At 56.9% G+C, this 22922-nt stretch carries 20 protein-coding genes; 9 read left to right on the top strand and 11 right to left on the bottom strand.

Annotated elements, in window-relative coordinates; all coding sequences use genetic code 11:
- Window positions 1-53 precede the first annotated feature (53 nt).
- Complete coding sequence (gene uspG / locus GY169_RS17145) at window positions 54-482, top strand: universal stress protein UspG (RefSeq protein ID WP_064548214.1); 429 nt, start codon at window positions 54-56, stop codon at window positions 480-482.
- 74 nt (window positions 483-556) lie between these two features.
- Here uspG and ahpF read toward each other — a convergent pair whose 3' ends face one another.
- On the bottom strand, window positions 557-2122 hold the full coding sequence (gene ahpF, locus GY169_RS17150) for an alkyl hydroperoxide reductase subunit F (RefSeq protein ID WP_167576412.1): 1566 nt from the start codon (window positions 2120-2122) through the stop codon (window positions 557-559).
- A 179-nt stretch (window positions 2123-2301) separates the two neighbouring features.
- Window positions 2302-2865, bottom strand: coding sequence for an alkyl hydroperoxide reductase subunit C (gene ahpC / locus GY169_RS17155; RefSeq protein WP_004859485.1), 564 nt, complete (start codon window positions 2863-2865; stop codon window positions 2302-2304).
- Window positions 2866-3621: 756 nt separating this feature from the next.
- Between ahpC and citR the strand changes: the two genes are divergently transcribed.
- The 3 genes from citR to GY169_RS17170 all read left to right on the top strand — a co-directional run bounded on the left by citR (window position 3622) and on the right by GY169_RS17170 (window position 6493).
- Window positions 3622-4518 carry a DNA-binding transcriptional repressor CitR gene (citR, locus tag GY169_RS17160; RefSeq protein WP_167576413.1) on the top strand — a complete coding sequence of 299 codons (897 nt, stop codon included), beginning with the start codon at window positions 3622-3624 and terminating at the stop codon, window positions 4516-4518.
- A 140-nt stretch (window positions 4519-4658) separates the two neighbouring features.
- Window positions 4659-5882 carry a phosphoadenosine phosphosulfate reductase gene (locus tag GY169_RS17165; RefSeq protein ID WP_163447677.1) on the top strand — a complete coding sequence of 408 codons (1224 nt, stop codon included), beginning with the start codon at window positions 4659-4661 and terminating at the stop codon, window positions 5880-5882.
- Window positions 5867-6493, top strand: a complete 627-nt coding sequence (locus GY169_RS17170; protein WP_167576414.1) for an IbrB-like domain-containing protein — start codon at window positions 5867-5869, stop codon at window positions 6491-6493. The genes GY169_RS17165 and GY169_RS17170 overlap by 16 nt, the downstream gene beginning before the upstream one ends.
- Here the strand turns inward: GY169_RS17170 and GY169_RS17175 are convergent, their stop codons facing one another.
- From GY169_RS17175 to entC, 8 genes are all read right to left on the bottom strand, one after another.
- The gene (locus tag GY169_RS17175; protein WP_167576415.1) at window positions 6494-7654 is read right to left on the bottom strand and encodes a pyridoxal phosphate-dependent aminotransferase; all 1161 of its coding nucleotides are present in this window, start codon (window positions 7652-7654) and stop codon (window positions 6494-6496) included.
- Window positions 7655-7743: 89 nt separating this feature from the next.
- On the bottom strand, window positions 7744-7941 hold the full coding sequence (locus GY169_RS17180; protein ID WP_014169079.1) for a YbdD/YjiX family protein: 198 nt from the start codon (window positions 7939-7941) through the stop codon (window positions 7744-7746).
- 60 nt (window positions 7942-8001) lie between these two features.
- Window positions 8002-10107 carry a pyruvate/proton symporter CstA gene (gene cstA / locus GY169_RS17185; protein ID WP_163447680.1) on the bottom strand — a complete coding sequence of 702 codons (2106 nt, stop codon included), beginning with the start codon at window positions 10105-10107 and terminating at the stop codon, window positions 8002-8004.
- 294 nt (window positions 10108-10401) lie between these two features.
- The gene (entH, locus tag GY169_RS17190) at window positions 10402-10815 is read right to left on the bottom strand and encodes a proofreading thioesterase EntH (protein ID WP_064548199.1); all 414 of its coding nucleotides are present in this window, start codon (window positions 10813-10815) and stop codon (window positions 10402-10404) included.
- A gap of 1 nt (window position 10816) precedes the next feature.
- Window positions 10817-11572 (bottom strand): 2,3-dihydro-2,3-dihydroxybenzoate dehydrogenase EntA, encoded by a 756-nt coding sequence (gene entA, locus GY169_RS17195; RefSeq protein ID WP_167576416.1) that lies wholly within the window; start codon window positions 11570-11572, stop codon window positions 10817-10819.
- The gene (locus GY169_RS17200; RefSeq protein WP_167576417.1) at window positions 11572-12426 is read right to left on the bottom strand and encodes an isochorismatase; all 855 of its coding nucleotides are present in this window, start codon (window positions 12424-12426) and stop codon (window positions 11572-11574) included. The genes entA and GY169_RS17200 overlap by 1 nt, the downstream gene beginning before the upstream one ends.
- A gap of 13 nt (window positions 12427-12439) precedes the next feature.
- Window positions 12440-14050 carry a (2,3-dihydroxybenzoyl)adenylate synthase EntE gene (gene entE, locus GY169_RS17205; RefSeq protein ID WP_167576418.1) on the bottom strand — a complete coding sequence of 537 codons (1611 nt, stop codon included), beginning with the start codon at window positions 14048-14050 and terminating at the stop codon, window positions 12440-12442.
- Between the two features lie 9 nt (window positions 14051-14059).
- A complete protein-coding gene (gene entC / locus GY169_RS17210; RefSeq protein WP_167576419.1) occupies window positions 14060-15241 on the bottom strand; it encodes an isochorismate synthase EntC in 1182 nt (393 codons plus the stop codon).
- 233 nt (window positions 15242-15474) lie between these two features.
- Between entC and fepB the strand changes: the two genes are divergently transcribed.
- Window positions 15475-16434 carry a Fe2+-enterobactin ABC transporter substrate-binding protein gene (gene fepB, locus GY169_RS17215; RefSeq protein WP_167576420.1) on the top strand — a complete coding sequence of 320 codons (960 nt, stop codon included), beginning with the start codon at window positions 15475-15477 and terminating at the stop codon, window positions 16432-16434.
- Window positions 16435-16598: 164 nt separating this feature from the next.
- Complete coding sequence (locus tag GY169_RS17220; RefSeq protein WP_167576421.1) at window positions 16599-18707, top strand: glycosyl hydrolase family 18 protein; 2109 nt, start codon at window positions 16599-16601, stop codon at window positions 18705-18707.
- 49 nt (window positions 18708-18756) lie between these two features.
- Here the strand turns inward: GY169_RS17220 and entS are convergent, their stop codons facing one another.
- Window positions 18757-19998: an enterobactin transporter EntS gene (gene entS, locus GY169_RS17225; RefSeq protein ID WP_167576422.1), complete on the bottom strand. Its 1242-nt coding sequence runs from the start codon at window positions 19996-19998 to the stop codon at window positions 18757-18759.
- Window positions 19999-20109: 111 nt separating this feature from the next.
- On the opposite strand from entS, the gene fepD reads away from it, so the two are divergent.
- From fepD to fepC, 3 genes are read left to right on the top strand one after another with little or no spacing between them, the layout of a single operon-like run.
- A complete protein-coding gene (gene fepD, locus GY169_RS17230; protein WP_167576423.1) occupies window positions 20110-21117 on the top strand; it encodes a Fe(3+)-siderophore ABC transporter permease in 1008 nt (335 codons plus the stop codon).
- Window positions 21114-22106 carry an iron-enterobactin ABC transporter permease gene (fepG, locus tag GY169_RS17235; RefSeq protein WP_167576424.1) on the top strand — a complete coding sequence of 331 codons (993 nt, stop codon included), beginning with the start codon at window positions 21114-21116 and terminating at the stop codon, window positions 22104-22106. The genes fepD and fepG overlap by 4 nt, the downstream gene beginning before the upstream one ends.
- A complete protein-coding gene (gene fepC / locus GY169_RS17240) occupies window positions 22103-22897 on the top strand; it encodes an iron-enterobactin ABC transporter ATP-binding protein (RefSeq protein ID WP_065355488.1) in 795 nt (264 codons plus the stop codon). Before fepG ends, fepC begins: the two co-directional genes overlap by 4 nt.
- The last annotated feature ends 25 nt before the right edge of the window (window positions 22898-22922 follow it).

A 22922-nucleotide genomic window follows, 5' to 3' on the forward strand; every position in this document is an offset into this window, starting at 1 on the left:
TATTCAAAACGCATTATGTGTTTTGATTGTTCTACAAAGACAAGGAGGAGCCTATGTACAAAACAATCATTATGCCAGTTGATGTTTTTGAGATGGAGTTGAGTGACAAAGCGATTCGTCACGCAGAGTTTTTGGCCCAGCAGGATGGCATTATCCATCTGCTGCATGTGTTGCCCGCATCGGCCAGCTACACCATGAGCCGTTTTGCCGCCGATCTACGCCGCTTTGAGGAGCATCTTCAGCAGGAAGCGGAAAGCCGCCTGACCACCATGGTCAGCCACTTTACGCTCGATCCTTCCCGCATCAAGCTACACGTTCGTCTGGGTAGCGTCCGCGACGCGGTCAACGAACTGGCGGAAGAACTGGGGGCCGATATGGTGGTGATTGGGTCACGTAACCCTTCAATCAGCACGCACCTTCTGGGTTCCAACGCCTCCAGCGTGATTCGCCACGCACACATTCCGGTACTTGTTGTTCGCTGAGCCCGGCATAATCCGCAAAACAAAAAAAGGCCACCTTTCGGTGGCCTTTGACATTGCAGGCATTGTCTTCTTTTTTATGCTGTTTTGGTGCGAATCAGATAATCGAACGCGCTCAGTGACGCTTTCGCACCTTCGCCGGCGGCGATAATAATCTGTTTGTAAGGCACGGTAGTACAGTCACCCGCGGCGAATACGCCTTTAACGTTCGTTTCGCATTTCGCATCGATGATGATTTCGCCCATGCGGTTACGCTCAACCGCGCCTTCCAGCCAGGTGGTATTCGGCAGCAGACCAATCTGTACGAAGATCCCCGCCAGCGCCACGTGGTGCTCATCGCCGCTCACACGGTCACGATACTGCAAACCGGTGACTTTGGTGCCGTCGCCTTTCACTTCGGTGGTTTGCGCATTCAGAATGATGTCTACGTTCTTCAGGCTGCGCACTTTATCCTGCAGTACCTGATCGGCTTTCATTTCCGGGGCAAACTCCAACAGCGTAACGTGTTCCACCACGCCCGCCAGGTCAATTGCCGCTTCCACACCGGAGTTGCCGCCACCGATCACCGCCACGCGTTTGCCTTTAAACAGCGGGCCGTCGCAGTGCGGGCAATAGGTTACGCCCTTAGTACGATACTGATCTTCACCCGGTACGTTCATGTTACGCCACTTAGCGCCGGTCGCGATAATGATGCTGCGCGCTTTCAGCACCGCGCCGGAGGCGGTTTCAATCTGATGCAGGCCACCTTCAACAGCGGCAGGCACCAGCTTAGCCGCGCTCTGGGAATCAATCACGTCCACATCATATTCGCTCACGTGCGCCTTCAGCGCGCCCGCCAGCTTCTGACCTTCGGTTTTTGGCACGGAGATATAGTTTTCAATATCAACGGTATCCAGCACCTGGCCGCCAAAGCGTTCGCCCATCAGACCGGTACGAATACCTTTACGTGCCGAGTAGACTGCCGCCGCCGCGCCAGACGGGCCGGAACCGACAATCAATACCTCATACGCATCACGCTTATTCAGCTCTTCCGCCGCGCGTTTTTCCGCACCGGTGTCCACTTTCGCGACGATTTCCGCCAGCGTCATACGGCCCTGACCGAACTCCTGACCGTTAACATAAACGGCTGGAACGCCCATCACGTTACGTTCGGTGATTTCGTTCTGGAAGGTGCCGCCGTCAATCGCCGTATGCTTGATACGTGGGTTCAGCACCGACATCAGGTTCAACGCCTGCACCACATCCGGACAGTTATGGCACGACAGCGAGTAATAGGTTTCAAACTCAAAATCGCCGTCGATATCGCGAATTTGCTCCAGCAGAGACTGCGTTTCTTTCGACGGGTGACCACCAGTCCACAGCAGCGCCAGCACCAGCGAGGTAAACTCGTGGCCCAGCGGGGAACCGGCAAAACGTGGTCCCTGATGAGAACCTGGGTTGGTGATCAGGAATGACGGCTTGCGTACAGCAAGGGTATTGTCTTCTTTAAAGGTGACTTTGTCTGACAGTTCAGCAATTTCAGCCAACAGTTCCTTGATCTCTGCCGATTTAGCGCTGTCATCCAGCGTGGCAATCAGCTCAACAGGTTTGGTCAGCTTCTCAAGATAGGCCTTGAGCTGGGTTTTCATGTTGGTGTCGAGCATTGTTATCTCCTGGGCTTAAAACATCATCATGCAAGCGGCCTCACGCGGCAGCCTGAATGCGCTTGCATCATGGACGCTAATAAGAAATTCGGGTGCTGGCGCACCCGTTTTTAAAGGGGGCTATTTCCTGAGTGTTTCGCGTCACAGCATGGCGCTGTGGCGCGAAAGACGACGGAAATTTAGATTTTACCGACCAGGTCCAGAGATGGAGCCAGAGTCGCTTCGCCTTCTTTCCATTTCGCCGGGCATACTTCGCCTGGGTGAGAAGCAACGTACTGAGCCGCTTTGATTTTACGCAGCAGGTCAGAAGCGTCACGGCCGATACCTTCAGCGGTAACTTCGATAGCCTGGATGATGCCCTGCGGGTCAACAACGAAGGTTGCACGGTCAGCCAGACCTTCATCTTCACGCATGTTGTCGAAGTTACGGGTCAGGGCGCCAGTCGGGTCACCGATCATCGCATATTTGATTTTTGCGATGGTGTCAGAGCTGCTGTGCCATGCTTTGTGGGTGAAGTGAGTGTCAGTAGACACAGAGTACACGTCCACGCCCAGTTTCTGCAGCTCTTCGTAATGGTCTGCAACGTCGCCCAGTTCGGTCGGGCATACGAAGGTGAAGTCAGCCGGATAGAAGAAGAAGACGCTCCAGCGGCCTTCGGTATCTTTCTCAGTGACTTCGATGAACTCACCGTTTTTGAACGCCTGGTTTTTGAAAGGTTTGATTTTAGTATTAATTAAAGACATCGAGTACTTCCTCCGTGTTTTCGTTGAGGTCTAAGTTAACGAATAATTCCTGATTCGACCAATGCGTTTACATTATCAAATCAATAAGCGTTATCTAACAACCGGAACAAGACAACTTTGTGAACCTGTGTCCGGGGATACGCACGAAACGCTCATCCCAAATGTAAAAAGGCCGCAACAAGGCGGCCCGATTACCTGAATCCCCCGCAGGTGAGTTCAGCGCCAGCCAGGCTGGCGTAGTGTTGCGCTCTACATACCCTAACAAAGGTTGTAACAGCTTTTCGATTACATCACTCTGGCCTGTAAAGGGCAATTCACTCACAGTAGGTCCTGTCTATGATTGTGATAGGTTACACCGTCAATCATTCACAATAAGCTGATTTTACGCATATTTTCCATCAAAAAGGCTTCTTTACCCTTAATGTCTCCTCCAGGCAGGGCTGAATATTCTGACGACCAACAAAAAGCGATAACGCTGTTACAGACGTCATTTCATTCATTTGCTAAACAAATAAAAGCCTACCACGATAATAATAACAGGCGGTGTTAACCTTAAGAAAAATATGTATCTTATCTATTATAAAAACAAACAAAATTGACATGCTAAATATGTCATACAATATCTTTTATGAGTGACAAACCATACAGTCATGATTTATATTTAGCGGAGTTTCATATATATTTCAGTTTTTCGAACACATGGATTGTGACAATTGGGGAAATGAATACCCCCAAATAATTTATAAAGGATACGTAATGGCAAATCTCTATGACCTGAAAAGATTCGATCTTAACCTGCTGGTTATTTTTGAGTGCATATATCAACATCTTAGCATCAGTAAAGCGGCTGAAATGCTATTTATCACCCCCTCTGCAGTGAGCCAATCGCTGCAGCGGCTACGTACGCAATTAAACGATCCGTTATTCGTCCGCGCCGGAAAAGGGATTACTCCTACCACCATTGCCGTTAATTTACATCAGCATCTGTCAAAAAATCTTAATCAGATAGAACAGACAATTAACATGATGGCAAATGCGGATCTGGATAAAAAGTTCATCATTTACGGCCCGCAGCTCTTTTCAACCCCCGAACTTTCCAGCTTTATCAATGCACTGCTGGCCGAGCCCGACCTTCATATTGAGTATCATGATTACACCAGCATTAACGATTCCGTAGAAAACCTCCTGCACTACCGCAAGGCGGATATTGTTATTACAACCTCGCAAGTCCAAAACCGCGCGCTGGCATGTGAGAAATTTTACGACACGGAAACCGTGTTAGTCTGCCGGGAAGACCACCCGCGACTGGGAACTCACGCGACAATCGAGGAGATTCTCCAGGAAAGATTCACCTACTACGATGTTGATGATTCGTGGGTAAAAAAGTACCAGTATGATAACGAGATATTTCTGGCCGAACGCAATTGCGTATTTCGCTCATCATCTTTTGTATCCACTATTAACGCGATTTACCAGACAGATTTAATTGGTATCGTACCTCGCCCTTATTACACTATGCTAAAAGCATCGCTACGCTTGAAAGAAATTACTCTTCCTGCACCACTCCCCAGAATGTCTGTTTATGTGTGCTATAACCGTGCCTCACTCAACTCAGAATTATTCACCAGAGTAATCAAAAGCATGAAAATATAATTAAAAACCATTAAAAACACAAACACCGTCGTATTAAAAACAAATCCAGAAAAGGAACGATTTGTGTTCGTGATTATTACTTATATTATTGTATGATGTGAAATTCGCTTAGTAGAACACGTTATCAAGGATGGCGATGTATGCCCATGGTCAAACTCCCGCTGCCACAATCGGTTCTGGAAGCAACCCGGGATCGTATTCTCTGGACATTAGATAACTTTTCTCGCGTTTGCGTTTCGTTTTCCGGCGGTAAAGACTCCACGGTAATGTTGCATTTAACCGCGCAGCTTGCCCGCGAGCGAGGGCTCAAAATTAGCGTCCTGTTTATTGATTGGGAAGCACAATTTTCTTATACCATTAACCATTGTGAGAAATTGCGCGAACAATACCGGGATGTGATTGAGAGCTTTTATTGGGTCGCGCTACCGCTGACCACGCAAAACTCACTGACCCAATTTAATCCGGAATGGCAGTGCTGGGAGCCGGGCGCTAAATGGGTCAGACAACCGCCAGCCGACGCGATTACCGATCCTGCTTTTTTCGCCTTTTATGAACCAGGCATGACGTTTGAACTGTTTGTGCAAAAATTTGCCGAATGGTTCTCCCAGCAGCGTCCGGCGGCGGTGATGGTCGGTATCCGTGCCGACGAATCTTATAACCGCTTTTTGACGATTGCCTCCCAGCGGAAACGTCGCTTTGCCGATGATAAACCCTGGACAACCGTCGCGCCGGGTAACCATGCCTGGTACGTCTACCCTATCTACGACTGGAAAACCGCCGATATCTGGACGTGGTTCGCCAAAACCCAGCAGCCGTATAACCCCCTCTACAATCTGATGTATCAGGCCGGAGTCCCATTGCGCTACATGCGTATCTGTGAACCCTTTGGCCCAGAGCAGCGCCAGGGGCTCTGGCTCTATCACGTACTGGAACCGGATCGTTGGGCCGATATGTGTCAGCGGGTCAGCGGCGTACACAGTGGTGGCGTGTATGCCGGGCAGGACAACCAGTTTTACGGCCACCGCAAGCTCGAGAAGCCAGCCAACCACAGCTGGCGCAGCTACGCGCATTTTCTGCTTTACAGCATGCCGGAAACCACCGCCGACCATTATCGCAACAAAATTGCCGTCTACCTTCACTGGTATCAAAAGCAGGGTTGGGAAGACATTCCTGACGAACAGGAAAAAGATCTGGGCTCGAAGGACATCCCATCATGGCGAAGAATATGCAAAGTACTGTTAAACAATGACTATTGGTGCCGGATGCTCTCCTTCAGCCCCACCAAAGCGAATCACTACCAGCGCTATCGCGCGCGTATGGAACAAAAGCGTCAGCAATGGGGAATCTTATGCGACAAACACTAATTAATCAGCTGCATGACTACCTGCAAAGCCTCGCACCGGATGACAAAATCGATGCCATTAACCAGTTCCGTCAGGCCTTACACGCTGAAAGCCCGTTTAAAGATCAGCCTATCGACTGCGTGCTGTGGGTGAAAGAAGAGCAAATTACCCCAAACGACTACAACCCGAATAATATGGCGCCGCAGGAAAAACGTCTGCTGACCAAATCACTGGAGGCCGACGGTTTCACCCAACCTATCGTAGTCGTTGAGAAAAAAGATCGTCATTACGAAATCGTCGACGGCTTCCATCGCCACCAGCTGTCACAGTCCAAAGCCACGCTGAAAAAGCGTTTTCACGGCTACCTGCCCATCACCCAGCTGGAAAAGTGCGACGATTCGCTCCCCTCACGCATGGCCGCCACCGTGCGCCATAACCGCGCACGCGGGCGACACCAGATTAGCGCCATGTCCGATATCGTGCGTGAACTGAGCCAGCTTGGCTGGAGCGATGAAAAGATGGGCCAGGAACTGGGCATGGATGCCGACGAAATTCTGCGCCTGAAGCAGATTAACGGCCTGTGCGAAATGTTTGGCAATCGCCAGTTCTCACAGGCCTGGACGGTGAAATAGCTACAATCGGCAAAGACGCTCGGCGGCGGCCAGCAGCGTCGTCTCCTGCTTGGCAAAGCACAGACGTATCAGCTTATGCGGGAACGGCGCGGCGCAAAAGACCGACAGCGGAATCGCCGCCACGCCCACCTCGGTGGTTAACCACCGGCAGAAGCTCACATCATCCAGATCGGAGATCGCGCTGTAGTCCGCCAGCAGGAAGTAGGTGCCTTCACACGGCAGCAGCTTCAGGCGGCTCTGGCTGAGAGCATCAATAAACAGGTCACGTCGCGCCTGATAAAATTCCGGCAGTTGGCGGTAGTGCTCCGGCTGCGCGCGTAGCATATCCGCCAGCGCCAGCTGTGCTGGCGTGTTCACCGCGAAGGTCAGATATTGATGCACTTTCCGCAGTTCCGCACTGACGGGCGCTGGCGCTACGCAGTAACCCACCTTCCAACCGGTCATATGATAGGTTTTACCAAACGACGACACCGCGACCGCCCGTTCGCGAAGCGCCGGATGCGCCAGCACGCTGGCGTGTCCATCTTTTGCAAAGCAGATATGCTCATACACTTCATCGCTGAGCACATAAATTTCACGTTCGGCGATAGCCTGCCACAGAGCCTCAAAATCCGCCGCCTGCCAGACGGTGGCTGACGGATTATGCGGCGTATTGAGGATCACCAGACGCGTCTTCTCGCTCAGTTGCGCGGCAAAATCCTGCCAGTTCACGCGAAAATACGGCGGCTGTAGTGCGATACGTTTCACCACGCCGCCGGACAGTTCCACCGCCGGCGCATAGCTATCGTAGCTCGGGTCAAAACAAATCACCTCGTCACCGTCGCGCACCAGCGCGGTAATGGCGGCATACAGCGCTTCCGTGGCCCCTGCTGTCACCGTAATGTCGCTGTTAACATCCGGCGTGTAACCATACAGCGCGGTGGTTTTCTCGGCGATCGCTTCTCGCAACGCCAGCGCGCCGGTCATAGGTGCGTACTGATTCGCGCCGCTCGCCACGTGATGCGCGAGCCGCTGTTGCAGATACGCTGGGCCGTCAAAATCGGGAAAACCCTGAGACAAGTTGATAGCCTGATGCTGCTGCGCCAGGGCGCTCATCTGGGTGAAAATAGTGGTGCCGAGGTTGGGGAGTTTGCTCTGGGGGATGAGTTGCGTTGTTGTCATTCGTCGTCTGCCGCTCGTAAACCGATGTCAAATGACTATAACACGGCCAACGAGCTTGGCAATCAAGACGTTTAGATGTCTAAAACTTTTTAACAGCACTTTGCTCCGCCCTTCCCGCCGTAGCGCGCATCCTGGCGGTCGCGGAAAAACGCTTCGTAGGTCATCGGCGTCTGGTCCGGGTGGTTAACGCGCATATGCTCAACGTAGTTGTCGTAATCCGGCACGCCAATCATCATTTTAGCCGCCTGACCGAGGTATTTTCCGGCTTTTGAGAGCGTATCAAACATCGTTTTTGTCCTTATCAGGTTAACCCGGCGTCGCCATGCTCGGCCGGGTTACAGATGACATTAATGCGCGCGTTTCGCCTGAGCAACCAGGTTTTCCGCATCCGCAGGCATCGGCTCATACGGCGTTTCTTTTGCCGTCGGTTTGTCCTCTTTCAGCGCCGCCAGCGCGGTTTTCAGCGAGAACAGCGCCAACACGACCACCACCACCATAAAGAAGATAGTCAGACCGGCATCAAGACGGTTGTTAAACACCAACTGCGCCAACTGCGACTCGGTGTACTGCGGCGGAATGTTACCGCTGTCGATCATCGCCTGGAACTTATTGGCAATTGCCAGGAAGCCCACGCGCGTATCCTCGCTGAACGATTTCTGCCAGCCCGCCACCAGCGTACACACCAGCAGCCACGACGTCGGCACCAGCGCAACCCACGCGTAGCGTTGGCGTTTCATCTTGAACAGTACCACCGCGCACAGCATCAGCGCCATACCCGCCAGCATCTGGTTGGCGATACCAAACAGCGGCCACAGAGTGTTGATACCGCCCAGCGGATCCACCACGCCCTGATGAAGGAAGTAACCCCAGGCCAGCACGCACAGCGCCGTCGCCAGCAGGTTAGCCGGCAGCGAATCGGTGCGTTTCAGCCCCGGATTGATCACCCCCAACAGGTCTTGCAGCATAAAGCGCGCCGCACGGGTACCGGCATCCACCGCCGTCAGGATAAACAGCGCTTCAAACAGAATCGCAAAGTGATACCAGAACGACACGTCCATCAGCCCGCCCAGCGCACCGTGGAGAATATAGGCCATCCCCACCGCCAGAGTCGGCGCGCCGCCCGCGCGGGAGATAATGGATTGTTCCCCAACTTCGTTGGCAATCTGATGTAGCAGATCAGGCGTTACCGCGAAGCCCCACGAGCTCACGACCTGCGCTGCCGAAGCCACCACGTCTGCGGTTCCTGCCGGTGCCAGCATCGCCATCGGGCTGTTCATCGCAAAATAGACGCCCGGGTCGATAATACAGGCGGAAACCAGCGCCATAATCGCCACGAAGGATTCCATCAACATCCCGCCGTAGCCAATAAAGCAGGCCTGGTTTTCGTTGGCCAGCATCTTCGGCGTGGTGCCGGAAGCGATCAGCGCGTGGAAGCCAGACACCGCGCCACAGGCGATGGTGATAAACAGGAACGGGAACAAATCGCCGGTCCAGACCGGGCCGGTGCCGTCGACAAACTTGGTCAGGGCAGGCATGGTCAAGGTAGGACGCATAATCAGAATGCCGATCGCCAGCCCAACAATGGTACCGATTTTCAGGAAGGTCGAGAGGTAGTCACGCGGCGCCAGCAGCAGCCATACCGGCAGCACCGAGGCCACAAAACCGTAACCCACCAGCATCCAGGTTAACTGCACGCCGGTATAGTCAAACCACGGAGCCCAGGTTTCGCTCTCGGCCACCCAGCCGCCGGAAATAATGGCAAAGACCAGCAGCACCAGGCCAATCACCGACACCTCGCCAATGCGCCCCGGGCGCAGATAGCGAATGTAAATCCCCATAAACAGCGCCAGTGGAATGGTAAAGGCCACGGTGTAAGTCCCCCACGGGCTGTGGGTCAGCGCTTTCACCACGATCATCGCCAGCACCGCCAGAATGATCACCATGATCATAAAGGTGGCAATCAGCGCAATGACCCCTGCCGTCGGCCCCATCTCCTCTTTTACCAGTTCCCCCAGCGAACGTCCGTCGCGACGGGTGGAGACGAACAGCACCATAAAGTCCTGAACCGCACCGGCCAACACGACCCCGGCCAGCAGCCAGATCATGCCCGGCAGATAGCCCATCTGCGCCGCCAGTACCGGGCCGACCAACGGACCGGCCCCGGCAATCGCCGCAAAGTGGTGACCAAACAGCACTTTCTTATCCGTTGGCACATAGTCAAGACCGTCGTTATGCCGCACCGATGGCGTCATACGGGTTGGGTCAACCTGCAGCACATTTTTGGCGATATACAGGCCGTAGAAACGGTAGGCGATAAGATAAACACAGACCGCCGCGACGACGATCCACAGCGCGTTTATCTGTTCCCCCCTATTGAGGGCGATATAGCCAAGGGCAAAGGCTCCGACAATGGAGAGCAATGCCCATATAAGGTATTTCCCTGAATTGTTCATAGTTATTGTCCGTATCAGTAGCAGAGGATGTTACATTTTGTGTCCGTAGCAACACGTATGATTTAACAACCTTGAAACCAATCTGAACAGGAACAGAACCCGACATTTACATCACATTGTTAACGGGATCACTTAAGTCAGAAAAACGGATGAGTGCTAGAGGGGGAAATTGAGATGAATACGGCTACGACAAGACGGAATGTAGGCCGGATAGGCGAACCGCCATCCGGCAATGTACGGCATCGTGCCGGATGGCGCTTCGCTTATCCGGCCCATTATCCGCAAAATATGACGCTACCCCAGCACCGCCGTCCCCAGCCGGCAGGTACAGCAACGCCGCCCCTGCTCGTCAAAAACGACAATTTCCCAGCTCTGGCTCTGCCGCCCCAGGTGCAACGGCTGACACACTGCGCGCACCTGCCCTTGCGATACCGGGCGATGGTGGGAAGCATTCAGCTCGGTGCCCACCACGCACTGACCCTCGCGAGTCATCAGAAAACCGGCCATCGAGCCTAGCGTCTCCGCCAGTGCCGCCGACGCGCCGCCGTGCAGCAGTCCAAAAGGCTGATGGGTACGGCTATCCACCGGCATCACCGCTTCCAGGCTATCGTCGCCGATATGGGTATAAATAATCCCTAAATGCGCCACCAGGGTGTTATCACTGGTCGCGTTCAGCTCATCAAGCGTTAAATGACGTTTCCAGATCATCCTATGCCCCCAGCGTCGAACCGCCGTCCACCACGATATCCTGCAACGTAATATGGCTGGCGCTGCGGGAGGCGAGGAACAGAATGGTACTGGCAATTTCCTGCGGGCGGGCAATTTTGCCCAGCGGAATGCCCAGCTTAAACTGCTCGGCAAACCCGCGGATACGTTGCTGCTCCGCATCGTCACTGACCCACAGCGTACGCTGCATGTCGGTATCAGTCGAACCCGGTGAGACGATATTACAGCGCACCCCCGCGCTCGCCAGCTCTAACCCCACGGTCAGCGCCAGGCTTTTCAGCGCCGCCTTGGAGGCACCGTAGGCGCTCATGCCGATGCGCGGCGTGTGTGCGGCGTCCGACGCCACGGTGACAATCGCCCCGCCCTGCTGACGGCGAAACTGCGCCATCGTATTCTGGAATAAATTAAACGCACCGCCGACGTTGACCGCAAAGGTCTGCTGCCAGTCAGCCAGACTAAGCGCATCCGTCGCCCCCATGCGCAAAATCCCCGCCGCGTTCACCAGCACATCCAGACGCTCAGTGCCAGCCAACAGGCGTTCACACACCTGCTCCACCTGCTGCGCATCGGCCACATCCAGCACCTCGGTCGCAAACGGGTAATCTGCGCCGTCGAAGGCTAAATCGAAGCCCGTCACCTGCGCGCCGGCTTCCACGAAGGCCAGCGCGGTGCTATAGCCAATGCCTTTCCCTGCCCCGGTCACCCACACGGTCTGGCCGCGAAAATCGAAGCCAACCATTATTTCACCTCACGGGAAAGCAGCGCCCACCAGGCGTCAATGCTCGGATTTTTCGCCAGCATCACGAAGTCGATGTCGCCGTGTACTTTACGCCAGCGTGCCGCCAGCGCCATCATGCGTACGGAGTCGAGCCCGTAATCAATCAGGTTATCGTCGTCGAACGGCTCGTCAGACTCATCCAGCAGCGGCAGCACCAACGCGCGTAGCGCCTCTTTGCTGACGGGAACCGAGGGCAGCAATTCGTCGGTCATCACCACGCGACCGCTGCGCCCGGCGACATATTTCAGCGACATCAGATGCTCATCGCGGCTGAAGTCCGCCAGCGCGTCGGCGACGAAGAAAGGCTTAATATCGCGCATAAAGGCGTCGGTGGCGGTGGTCATACAGCCGATGTGCGCGTACACGCCGGTGATGATCAACTGGTTACGGCCAGTCTCTTTGAGCATCTGCTCCAGCGGCGAGCGATGGAAAGCGCTGTAGCGCCACTTCACCAGCACGGTGTCCTGGTCGTCCGGCGCCAGCGCGGCAATCACTCGCTGCTGTTCCGGTGAGCGGGTCAGGCCCGGCCCCCACATGTCGTTAAGCAGCGCGCGGTCCTCGTCGCTCTGCTCTTTTGGCTGCGCAGTGTAATAGACCGGAATCCCGTTTTTCTTGCAGAAGTCGCGTAGCGCGGCGATGTTCGCCACCACCGTGTCCATCATTTCGCTGTCTTCACCCCAGAAGTTGAGGAAATACTCCTGCATATCGTGAATCAGCAGCGCCGCACGCGCGGGTTCAAACGCCCAGCTCACCTTGTTTTCAGGGATGTCCATCGCGGTTGGCAGCGCGTAGCCCTGCAGTTTTGGAATTGCCATGTTGTTCTCTCCTTCAGGCCTGCGAGCGGCTAGCCAGCCACTGACGCAATTGTTTTTTATCCACTTTGCCGACGTGGGTCAGCGGCAGTTCATCCACACACTCCACGCGATCCGGCAGCTTAAATTCAGCCACGCCCTGTTCGCGCAGGAAGCGACGGACCTGCACCGCGCGCAGCGGTTCTTTCACCACCAGATACGCGCAGCTTTTCTCGCCCAGCAGGGTGTCTTCCATGCTGACCAGCGCCGCATGGACCACCGCCTCATGACGCAGCAGCAGGTTTTCAATCTCTTCCGCGGCAATCTTCTCGCCGCCGCGGTTAATCTGATCTTTTTCACGCCCCTGCACGGTGATGTAGCCATCCTCATCAATCGAAATCAGGTCGCCGGAACAGTAGAAACCGTCGGCATCAAACGCGCTGGCGTTATGCTGAGGACTTTTGTAGTAGCCGCGGAAGGTGTAAGGGCCGCGCGTCATCAGGCGCCCCACTTCACCGCGCGGCAGCGGGTTACCCTCTTCGTCCGCCACCCACACTTCATCGTCAGGGCACATCGGGTACCCCTGGGTGTTGAGGATTTTTTCTGGCGTATCATCAAGACGGGTGTAGTTCACCAGCCCTTCCGCCATGCCGAACACCTGCTGGAGCTGGCAGCCAATCTCTGCCGGAATCCGCGCCGCCAGCGTGGCGGACAGGCGCGCACCGCCCACCTGCAGCAACGTCAGCGAACGTAGCTGAGCGTTACCGGCCCCCTCGGCAATCGCCTGTAGCCACAGGCTGACCGCCGGGGGTACCAGCGCCGCGACGTTCACCTGGTGTTTTTCAATCAGCGGGAAGCACAGCGTCGCGCTCGGGTCCGCCGCCAGCACCACCGTTCCTCCCGCCAGGAACACGCCCAGCGCGCCTGGTGAACTCATGGCGTAGTTGTGCGCCGACGGAATGGCGCACAGATAGCGCGTCGTGGCATCGAAGCGACACACTTCATTACTGCGGCGAATACTGTAGTAATAGTCGTTATGCGTGCGGGGGATAAGCTTCGGCGTGCCGGTACTGCCGCCGGAAAGCTGAAAAAAGGCCACCTCATCCGCGGCGGTTGGCGTCGGCGTGAAGCCCATCGCCGGGCGAGCCATCGCCGCTTCCAGCGCATGTTCACCTTCACCATTGCGTAGCAGTACGACGCGTAAAGCACGGTGCTGAGCGCAGAAATGATTGAGGAAGGTCTCATCAGCAAACAGCGCGTGACCGCGATCGGCAATCAGGGCTGCGGGGGATATCTGCTCGGCGTAGGCATTCAGCTCACTACGCTGATGGCTGAACAGCGCGTTGACTGGCGCAACGCCAATCTTCAGCAATGCGAAAAAGGTGATATAAAACTCGACGATATTGCCCAGCTGCACCAGCGCCGTTTCACCACGTTTCAGTCCCTGGCTTTGCAGCGTCGCGGCCAGATTGTCGATGGCCTGATTCAGCGCGCGATAGCTTATCTGACGTTCGCCGTCGATAACCGCAATCGCATCACTTTCGGCATGACGCGTCACCATGTCGGTGAGCAGCAGATCCTGCCAGTAGCCTTTTTCACGATAGCGCGCCGCAAGCGCATCCGGCCAGCGGGTAAATTCTACGGTCATTCTGATTCCTTAATGCAGGCCGAACACGTTCAGCATGGTCGAGAGTTTGACGCCGGTTTCGCGCCATTCGGACTCCGGCGATGAGGCGGGCACGATGCCCGCGCCGGCGAACAGGCGCACGCGGTTGGCCTTCACGCGCGCGCAGCGAATCGTCACCACCCACTCGCCGTTCCCTTCGGCATCACACCAGCCCACAATGCCGCCAAACAGCTCGCGGTCAAACGGTTCCAGTTCGGCAATCACCTGTTTCGCCGCCTGATGCGGGAAACCGCTCAACGCGGGCGTCGGGTGCAGCAGGCAAGCCAGCGTCAGGGCGTTTTCCGCCGCTTTCGCCTGCCCTTCAATCGGCGTCGCCAGATGCCACAGCGTCGGCGTGGTAATCAGCTGCGGCGTCTGCGGCAACGTCAGTTGCAGGCTGCGCGGCGCCAGCGTACGTTGCATCGACTGGGTCACCAGCTCGTGTTCATGACGGTCTTTTTCCGATGCCAGCAGACGGTTACCCGCTTCACGATCCAGCAGGTCATCCGGCTGACGACGCGCCGATCCCGCCAGCGGCAGCGAACTGAAACGATCGCCCTCTTTACGCAGCAGCAGTTCCGGGCTCGCCCCCAGCAGCACCCCGCCGTCCGGCAGCGGGACATGGAAGTTAAAGCTTGCCGGGTTTTGCGCGACCAGTCGTTCCAGCAGCACACCGCTGTCCAACGGCTGCCCGGCGGTAATATCAATCAGGCGGGAGAGCACCACCTTATCGACCTGCGGGGTCGCCGTCAGCGCCGCCGCGCGGGCAACCATATCGAGGAAAACGGGGTGTTGCGGAATTTCCTGACGCGCGGTCACTCGCATCGGTTCGCGAGACGCGTGGTAGCGCGAGGAGTGCTGTTTTGCAGTGCGTGAGAAGGACTCACAGCGCTCAGGAATGAACAACGCAGACGGCTGGCGGGTATCAAACGGAATCGCCCCCACCATCACCGGATTGGCGATCCCGGCGGCTTTGGCTGCAGCGAACGCCGAGGCTAAACCTTGCTGAAAGGCGCTATCGGGCGCATCGCCCCCTTCTGCGGGGCAGGTAAAGCGCTGGAAGCAACCCGAGGTCGTAAAACTGCGGAACGGCGACATAAAGAAAAAGCGGTCGGCCGAAAGCGTGGCCCGATGCTGCTGTTCTTGTTCATCCGCAGCCAGTGACGTTTCCATATCATCCTCCAAAAACGATAAAGATATTACGAATAATTATCATTTATATTTTGGTTTGGTAACCTAAAAGTAAACGCTTCATATGTCAACAGCGCAACGCAGCATCTTGTGCTTAATCGCGATGTCGCCGCCCCGATATGGCGCTTGCAACAGTTCAGCGCCGTGCTTGCATCCGGGGTGGACAATAGTTGAAAATGAGAAGCATTAACCAACTGCAACCGGGATGCATTTCTGTGAAACTCTCCGCTTTATGGCGCACAGCCGCGCTGATCGCTGGCTTCAGCGTTTTAGGACTCTCCTCAGCGCAGGCCGCCGACTGGCCGCGCCAGATTACCGACAGCCATGGCGTACACACGCTGGAACAAAAGCCCACGCGTATTGTATCCACCAGCGTCACCCTCACCGGCTCGCTGCTGGCCATTGACGCGCCGGTGATCGCCAGCGGCGCCACCACCCCCAATAACCGGGTAGCCGATGCTCAGGGTTTCCTGCGCCAATGGGGCGACGTCGCCAAAGCCCGTAAAGTGACCCGTCTGTATATCGGTGAACCCAGCGCTGAAGCGGTGGCTGCGCAGATGCCTGATCTGATTCTGATTAGCGCCACCGGCGGCGACTCGGCGCTGGCGCTGTACGATCAGCTATCCACCATCGCCCCCACGCTTATCATCAACTACGACGATAAAAGCTGGCAGGCGCTGCTGACCCAACTGGGCGGGATTACCGGCAACGAGCAGCAAGCGGCGGCGCGTATTGCCGAGTTTGATAAACAGCTGGCGACGGTGAAGCAGCAAATCAAACTGCCGCCGCAGCCGGTCAGCGCGCTGGTGTACACCGCAGCAGCCCATAGCGCTAACCTGTGGACCAGCGAATCCGCGCAGGGGCAGTTCCTGCAACAGCTCGGCTTTGCCCTCGCGACGTTGCCGTCTGGCTTGCATGCCAGCCAGAGTCAAGGTAAACGCCACGACATCATCCAGCTTGGCGGTGAGAGCCTGGCTTCCGGCCTGAACGGCGAAAGCCTGTTCCTGTTTGCCGGCGACGAGAAAGACGCCGACGCGATTTACGCCAACCCGCTGCTGGCGCATCTTCCGGCCGTCAAAAATAAACACGTTTATGCGCTGGGCAGCGAGACGTTCCGCCTTGATTACTACAGCGCGACGCGGGTATTAGCGCGCCTGTCGGCGCTGTTTGGCTAAACGCCACTCCGGCATCATCATCCGATGCCGGATTTTACCTCATCAACATCACGCCAAACCTCATCGCTCCTGATGTTGTGTTGTGATTAGCCATTGTCATTACGCTACCGGATTATTTGCTCACGCCACTTACGGCGACGCCTTTACACCGAGAGGAGATGAACATGGCGAAGAGTAAATTGATCCAAAACGATACACTGACCGAAACCAGTAATGCGGCCGATGGTTTTTACCCCGCAACCGAAGACAGCATGCTGAGCTACACCTCCGCGCGTGTGGCAAAACCGGTCTATAACGAATACAGTGCCAACGCGGCCAAACCGAAAGTCTTCGGCTACTTCACCGACTGGTCTCAGTATGATTCTCGTCTGCAGTCAATTGATACGCCCCTGGAGCGTGGCCGTGGCTATGATGTCACCAACGTCTCCCCGCTGGCCTATGACAAAATCATCGCGGGTTTTGTCGGTATCGTCGGTTTTCATAAAATGGACGGTCAGGAGCGTGATGTCGTGGCCGAAGCCGCGGAACTGTGCGGCAAAGTGAAATACGAACCGACCTTCCTCGACCCATGGGGCGATTTCCAGAGCTACATCAACGTGGGCTATGATGTGAGCGGTTGGGACGTTGACCCGAAAACCGTGACCCAGGCTAATACCAAAGGCTTCCTCGGCGCGCTGCGCGATCTGCAGGCCAAAGCAAAAGCTCTGGGCCATAACCTTGAGCTCTCCATGAGCATCGGCGGCTGGACCATGAGCAACGGCTTCCATGAAACCGCCGCCAGCGATGCCTCGCGTAAAATCTTCGCCAAAGGTCTGGTGAAGCTGTTCAAGCAGTTCCCGATGTTCAGCGGCGTCGATCTCGACTGGGAATACCCGAACGTTGAAGCGGCTGGCAACCCGTACGGCGAAGAAGACGGCGCGAACTTTGCGCTGCTGATTGCCGAAGTTCGCAAGCAGCTGGATGCCGCTAACCGCAAAGACGTCAAAATTTCGATTGCGGCTTCCGCCGTCGTTGAAAAACTGCAGTTTATCGACCTCAACACGATGATGAATGCCGGTATGGATTACATTAACGTCATGAGCTACGACTTCTTCGGCACCCCGTGGGCGGAAACGCTGGCGCACCACACTAACCTGAAGGCCACCACGCCGGGCGGCTGGTCAGTGGAAACCATCGTTGACTATCTGCTGGAGCAAGGCTTCCCGGCTGAACGTATCAACATCGGCTACGCGGGCTACACCCGAAACAGCCGGAATACCGAAATCACCAGTTTCTCACCGCTGGAAGGCTCCTACATGCCTGGCGGCGGCACCACGACCGGCACCTTTGAGTCCGGCACCAGCGAATGGTACGACGTGATGTACAACTACCTGGATCTGGAAAACCAGAAAGGTCGCAACGGCTTCAACGTCTATACCGACCAGGTTTCCAACGCGGATTATCTGTATAACCCGCAGTCCAAACTGTTTATGTCTCTGGATACCCCGCGCACCATTAAAGCCAAGGGCGAATATGCGGCAAAATTGGGACTAGGCGGCGTCTTTACCTGGACGGTGGACCATGATAACGGCGTGCTGGTTAACGCTGTACGCGAAGGTCTGGGTTATGAAATCAGCAAGCAAGTCATCGACATGGAACCGTTCTATTTCGAAGGCATCAACATCACTCAAGCGGATGAAGAAGCGCAGGACACACCGGTAAAACCGGAAATCAACCATGCGCCAAACGCGCTGATTGAACTGATGATCGTCGGCGGCTCGCGCATTCGTCTTTCCGGCGCAAAATCTTCTGATGAAGATAGCGACATGCTGAGCTACAGCTGGGGTGTGCCGTCGGATATTGTTGTCGATGATAAAACTACGGCTGACATTGAGTTTGATGTCCCCAAAGTGGAAACGGAGACAACATACACCTTCACGCTGTTTGTGCGTGATATCTGGGGCGAACCATCCAGCCAGCAGCGCTTTGTCCTCTCAGTCGTTCCCGCGCCGTCAAAAGCGCAGCCTGACGAAGAAGAAGAGGACGATGCCGGGTACGATTCTGACGATGATAACGCGGAGACGGACGAGACGCCGGAAGAGAAGATCGATGCCGATGAAAATGCGCCGTACCCGTGGTGGGACGCCAGTACCATTTATGGCGCAACCTGGGGCGCTTTCGAAACCGTGAGCTGGAAAGGACATAACTATCAGGTCAAGTGGTGGTGCTGCGGTCAGCAGCCGGATCTTAACTGTTCGCAGGGCGACGTCTGGATCGACCTTGGCGCTTATTAACGCTAACCAGCATGATAGCGGGCTCCGGAGCAATCCGGAGCCTTTACGCTTATGTTTTTTCTGCCGGGAGTGGTCGCTGGAAACAACGCAGTTCCCTCAACAATCCCAGTAGCATCACCCCGACAATCGCCAGCCCCCAGCCGCTTACGCTTGCCGACGCCACCGGCGTCAACACCGCCCCCAATCCACCGAGCAGCGCCGCGCCAATCGCGTCGCCAGTGACGTTCTGCGCAGTCCACAGCCCGTTAATCCGCCCCAGCATCGCCTCCGGCGTCTGGGTCTGAATCAAGGTATATTGCAGCAGCGAGCTGATCGCGCTCAGCCAGCCGAACAACGCCAGGCACACGAAGCCCAGCGTCCAGTGCGGCATCATGGCGAACAGGCCAATGGCGACAAATGCGCCGACGGTGGCCAACAGCATGATCCAGCCGGGTCGCTCGTTCTGCGCCAGCCTGCCGCTGGTTAATGCGCCGCAGGCCGCCCCCAGCGGGATCGCCGCGTACAACAAGCCAATCTGCGCTGCCGACATCTGCCAGCCCAGCGCCAGCGCCGGATAAAGCACGCGTACCGCGCTCGCCATGGTGAGCAACCCGCCCAGCAGCGCGATGCCGCCAATCAGCGGGCTACCGAGCAAGAAGCGGAACCCGGCCGCCAGAGACGACAATGGATGTTCGCGCGGTTGCGGTGGCGGTGGCAACTGCGGTAAACGCAGCAGCGTCAGCGTGGTGATAAAGGTGCCGAGCGCCGCCAGCAGGTAGTTCCACGACACGCCGCCGGAAGCCAGCAGCAGGCCGCCGACCATCGGTGAAATCACCGAGCCCAAGCGCACCGTCAGCATGGTAATCGCCCCGGCCTGCATCAGGTTTTCGCGCCCCACCAGCGCCGGCGTCGCCGCCAGCAGCGCCGTAACGCCAAGCGAGGCAAAGAAACCATCCCACAGCCCCAGCAGGTAGATAGCCAATAGCGACGGCTCCGGCAGCAGCGCGTTTAGCCACAGGCCGATAAAACCGACGCCGCAGGTGCCGCGCGCCAGCAAAATCAGTTTGCGGCGCTCATAGCGGTCAGCCAGCACGCCCCCCACCATCAGCCCAACGAACATCGCCCCGCCGGTGAGCGTCACCGACAGCCCCACCTGCCAGGTGGAGTGGGTCATCATCTGGATTTGCACCGGAACGGCGACCCCAAGCAGGCCAAGCGACAAAATGGAGATAAAGCGGGCAATAAAGACGGCGCGGAAGGCCGGATGTGTTTTTAGCAGGCTCAGATTCAGCAGCCAGGATTGTCGGTTCATTACAAGACCTTGAGCTTTTTTTTCGTACCCTTTTCGAGGTCGCTCATGCTAACATAAACGAATAAGATAGATAACGATAATCACTATCATTATCAAATCAGGGATGTTGCTATGTCGTTTTCCACCACCGCGTTGCGCGCCGTTGCGCTGCCCGGTCTGCTATTGCTGCTGGTTCTCGCCGCGACGCTAAGCTTGTTGATCGGCGCAACGCCACTGCCGGTTTCCGTTGTCGTCGATGCGCTGAGCGGCACCTGCCACAGCGCCGATTGCACTATCGTTCTCGATGCCCGTCTGCCGCGCACTCTCGCCGGCCTGCTGGCCGGTGGCGCGCTGGGCCTTGCCGGTGCGCTCATGCAAACCCTCACCCGCAACCCGCTGGCCGACCCCGGCATTCTTGGCGTTAACGCCGGCGCCAGCTTTGCCATCGTGCTGGGCGCGGCGCTGTTGGGTATTACCTCACCACAGGAACAGCTGGCGATGGCCTTTTGCGGCGCGCTGGTGGCGTCACTGATCGTGGCGTTCACCGGTAGCCAGGGCGGCGGCCAGCTCAGCCCGGTACGCTTAACGCTGGCGGGCGTTGCGCTGGCTGCGGTGCTGGAAGGGTTCTCCAGCGGTATCGCCCTGCTCAACCAGGACGTCTACGATCAGCTTCGCTTCTGGCAGGCCGGTTCACTGGATATCCGTACGCTGCAAACGCTCAAAACGGTGCTGATTCCGGTGCTGGTTGCCGGCGCGGTGGCGCTGATGATGAGCCGCTCGCTGAACAGTTTGAGCCTGGGCACCGATACCGCCACCGCGCTCGGCAGTAAAGTGGCGCGCACGCAAATTCTGGGGCTGCTGGTGATTACCATCCTCTGCGCCAGCGCGACCTCGGTGGTCGGCCCTATCGCCTTTATCGGTCTGATGATGCCGCACATCGCCCGCTGGTTGGTGGGCTCGGATCACCGCTGGTCGCTGCCGGTCACCCTACTGGCGACCCCGTCGCTGCTGCTGTTCGCCGATATTGCGGGCCGCCTGCTGGTTCCCGGCGAACTGCGCGTGTCGGTGGTCAGCGCTTTTATCGGCGCGCCGGTGCTGATTTTCCTCGTCCGCCGTAAATCTTCCGGAGGTGGCCGATGAACGCCCCTTCCCGTCGTCTGCTCGCCAGCTGCCTGCTGCTGGTCATTGGCTGTTTACTGCTAACGCTCCTGAGTCTACGCAGCGGCGCAGTGACGCTGGAATTTTCCCAGGTCTTCAGCGCGTTATTCGGCGATGCGCCGCGCGCCGTCACCATGGTGGTGACCGAATGGCGTCTGCCGCGGGTGCTGATGGCGCTGTTGATCGGCGCCGCGCTGGGCGTCAGCGGCGCGATTTTTCAGTCGTTGATGCGCAACCCGCTGGGTAGCCCGGACGTAATGGGCTTTAACACCGGGGCATGGAGCGGCGTGCTGGTGGCGCTGGTCTTCTTCGGCCAGAACCTGACCACCATTACCCTCGCCGCGATGGCGGGCGGCATTGCCACCTCACTGCTGGTGTGGGCGCTGGCGTGGCGCAATGGCATCGAAACCTTCCGCCTGATTATTATCGGCATCGGTATCCGCGCGATGCTGATGGCCTTCAACACCTGGCTGCTGCTGCGCGCCTCGCTGGAAACCGCCGTCTCTGCGGGGCTGTGGTTTGCCGGGTCACTCAACGGCCTGACCTGGGCCAAAATCTGGCCCGCCGCACCGCTGATGATTGTCGCGCTGGCCTGTGCGGCACTGCTGGTGCGCCGCCTGCGTCTGCTGGAGATGGGCGATGACAGCGCCTGCGCGTTGGGGGTGCGTGTCGAATATTCTCGCCTGCTGCTGATGCTGGTCGCCGTGGTGCTCACCGCCGCCGCCACCGCGCTGGCCGGGCCGATTTCCTTTATTGCGCTGGTCGCTCCGCATATCGCCCGCCGCCTGAGCGGCACCGTGCGCTGGGGATTGACCCAAGCCGCGCTCTGTGGGGCGCTGCTGCTCACCGCCGCCGATTTCTGCGCACAACAACTGTTCTTGCCTTACCAGCTTCAGGTGGGCGTGGTGACCGTCAGTCTTGGCGGTATCTATCTCATCGTGCTGCTTATTCAGGAGTCTCGTAAAAAATGACCGACACCGTCGCCCGTCTGCGCGGCGAGGCGTTAACCCTCGCCTACGGTAAAAAAACCATCGCCGAGTCGCTGAATGTCACCATTCCGGACGGTCATTTCACCGCCATTATCGGCCCTAACGGCTGCGGTAAATCGACGCTGCTGCGCACGCTCAGCCGCCTGATGACGCCGACTCACGGTCACGTCTATCTCGACGGCGAAGAGATTCAGCGCTATGCCAGTAAAGAGGTGGCGCGACGTATCGGTCTGCTGGCGCAAAACGCCACCACGCCCAGCGATATTTCAGTACAGGAACTGGTAGCGCGAGGGCGCTATCCGCACCAGCCGCTATTTACCCGCTGGCGTCAGGAAGATGAGGATGCCGTCCAGCGCGCGATGCAGGCGACCGGGATCGTTGAACTGGCGAATCAGAGCGTGGACACCCTCTCCGGCGGCCAGCGTCAGCGTGCATGGATTGCGATGGTGCTGGCGCAGGATACCGCCATCATGCTGCTCGACGAGCCGACGACCTGGTTGGATATCAGCCATCAAATTGATTTGCTGGAATTGTTAAGCGAACTGAACCGCGAACGCGGTTTTACGCTCGCTGCCGTGCTGCATGATTTAAACCAGGCATGCCGCTACGCCACGCATCTGATTGCGCTGCGCGAGGGGAAAATTGTCGCCGAGGGCGCGCCGCAAGAAATTGTGACAGCGGAATTGATTGAAGCGGTGTACGGGCTACGCTGCATGATCATTGACGATCCGGTGGCCCATACGCCGCTGGTGGTGCCGCTGGGTCGGCGGTAGCGCTTACTCCCTCTCCCTTCCAGGG

It is taken from the genome of Kluyvera genomosp. 3, assembly GCF_011765685.1.
Taxonomy (GTDB): domain Bacteria; phylum Pseudomonadota; class Gammaproteobacteria; order Enterobacterales; family Enterobacteriaceae; genus Kluyvera; species Kluyvera georgiana_A.

Excerpts from the sequence above, each read along its gene's own strand:
- entA (WP_167576416.1), bottom strand. The coding sequence starts at position 11,572 with ATGGTTGGCTTCGATTTTCGCGGCCAGACCGTGTGGGTGACCGGGGCA.
- ahpF (WP_167576412.1), bottom strand. The coding sequence starts at position 2,122 with ATGCTCGACACCAACATGAAAACCCAGCTCAAGGCCTATCTTGAGAAG.
- GY169_RS17165 (WP_163447677.1), top strand. The coding sequence starts at position 4,659 with ATGCCCATGGTCAAACTCCCGCTGCCACAATCGGTTCTGGAAGCAACC.
- ahpC (WP_004859485.1), bottom strand. The coding sequence starts at position 2,865 with ATGTCTTTAATTAATACTAAAATCAAACCTTTCAAAAACCAGGCGTTC.
- GY169_RS17180 (WP_014169079.1), bottom strand. The coding sequence starts at position 7,941 with ATGTTTGATACGCTCTCAAAAGCCGGAAAATACCTCGGTCAGGCGGCT.
- entC (WP_167576419.1), bottom strand. The coding sequence starts at position 15,241 with ATGGAAACGTCACTGGCTGCGGATGAACAAGAACAGCAGCATCGGGCC.
- uspG (WP_064548214.1), top strand. The coding sequence starts at position 54 with ATGTACAAAACAATCATTATGCCAGTTGATGTTTTTGAGATGGAGTTG.
- fepC (WP_065355488.1), top strand. The coding sequence starts at position 22,103 with ATGACCGACACCGTCGCCCGTCTGCGCGGCGAGGCGTTAACCCTCGCC.
- entH (WP_064548199.1), bottom strand. The coding sequence starts at position 10,815 with ATGATCTGGAAACGTCATTTAACGCTTGATGAGCTGAACGCGACCAGT.
- GY169_RS17175 (WP_167576415.1), bottom strand. The coding sequence starts at position 7,654 with ATGACAACAACGCAACTCATCCCCCAGAGCAAACTCCCCAACCTCGGC.
- citR (WP_167576413.1), top strand. The coding sequence starts at position 3,622 with ATGGCAAATCTCTATGACCTGAAAAGATTCGATCTTAACCTGCTGGTT.
- fepG (WP_167576424.1), top strand. The coding sequence starts at position 21,114 with ATGAACGCCCCTTCCCGTCGTCTGCTCGCCAGCTGCCTGCTGCTGGTC.
- GY169_RS17220 (WP_167576421.1), top strand. The coding sequence starts at position 16,599 with ATGGCGAAGAGTAAATTGATCCAAAACGATACACTGACCGAAACCAGT.
- entS (WP_167576422.1), bottom strand. The coding sequence starts at position 19,998 with ATGAACCGACAATCCTGGCTGCTGAATCTGAGCCTGCTAAAAACACAT.
- fepD (WP_167576423.1), top strand. The coding sequence starts at position 20,110 with ATGTCGTTTTCCACCACCGCGTTGCGCGCCGTTGCGCTGCCCGGTCTG.
- GY169_RS17170 (WP_167576414.1), top strand. The coding sequence starts at position 5,867 with ATGCGACAAACACTAATTAATCAGCTGCATGACTACCTGCAAAGCCTC.
- entE (WP_167576418.1), bottom strand. The coding sequence starts at position 14,050 with ATGACCGTAGAATTTACCCGCTGGCCGGATGCGCTTGCGGCGCGCTAT.
- GY169_RS17200 (WP_167576417.1), bottom strand. The coding sequence starts at position 12,426 with ATGGCAATTCCAAAACTGCAGGGCTACGCGCTGCCAACCGCGATGGAC.
- cstA (WP_163447680.1), bottom strand. The coding sequence starts at position 10,107 with ATGAACAATTCAGGGAAATACCTTATATGGGCATTGCTCTCCATTGTC.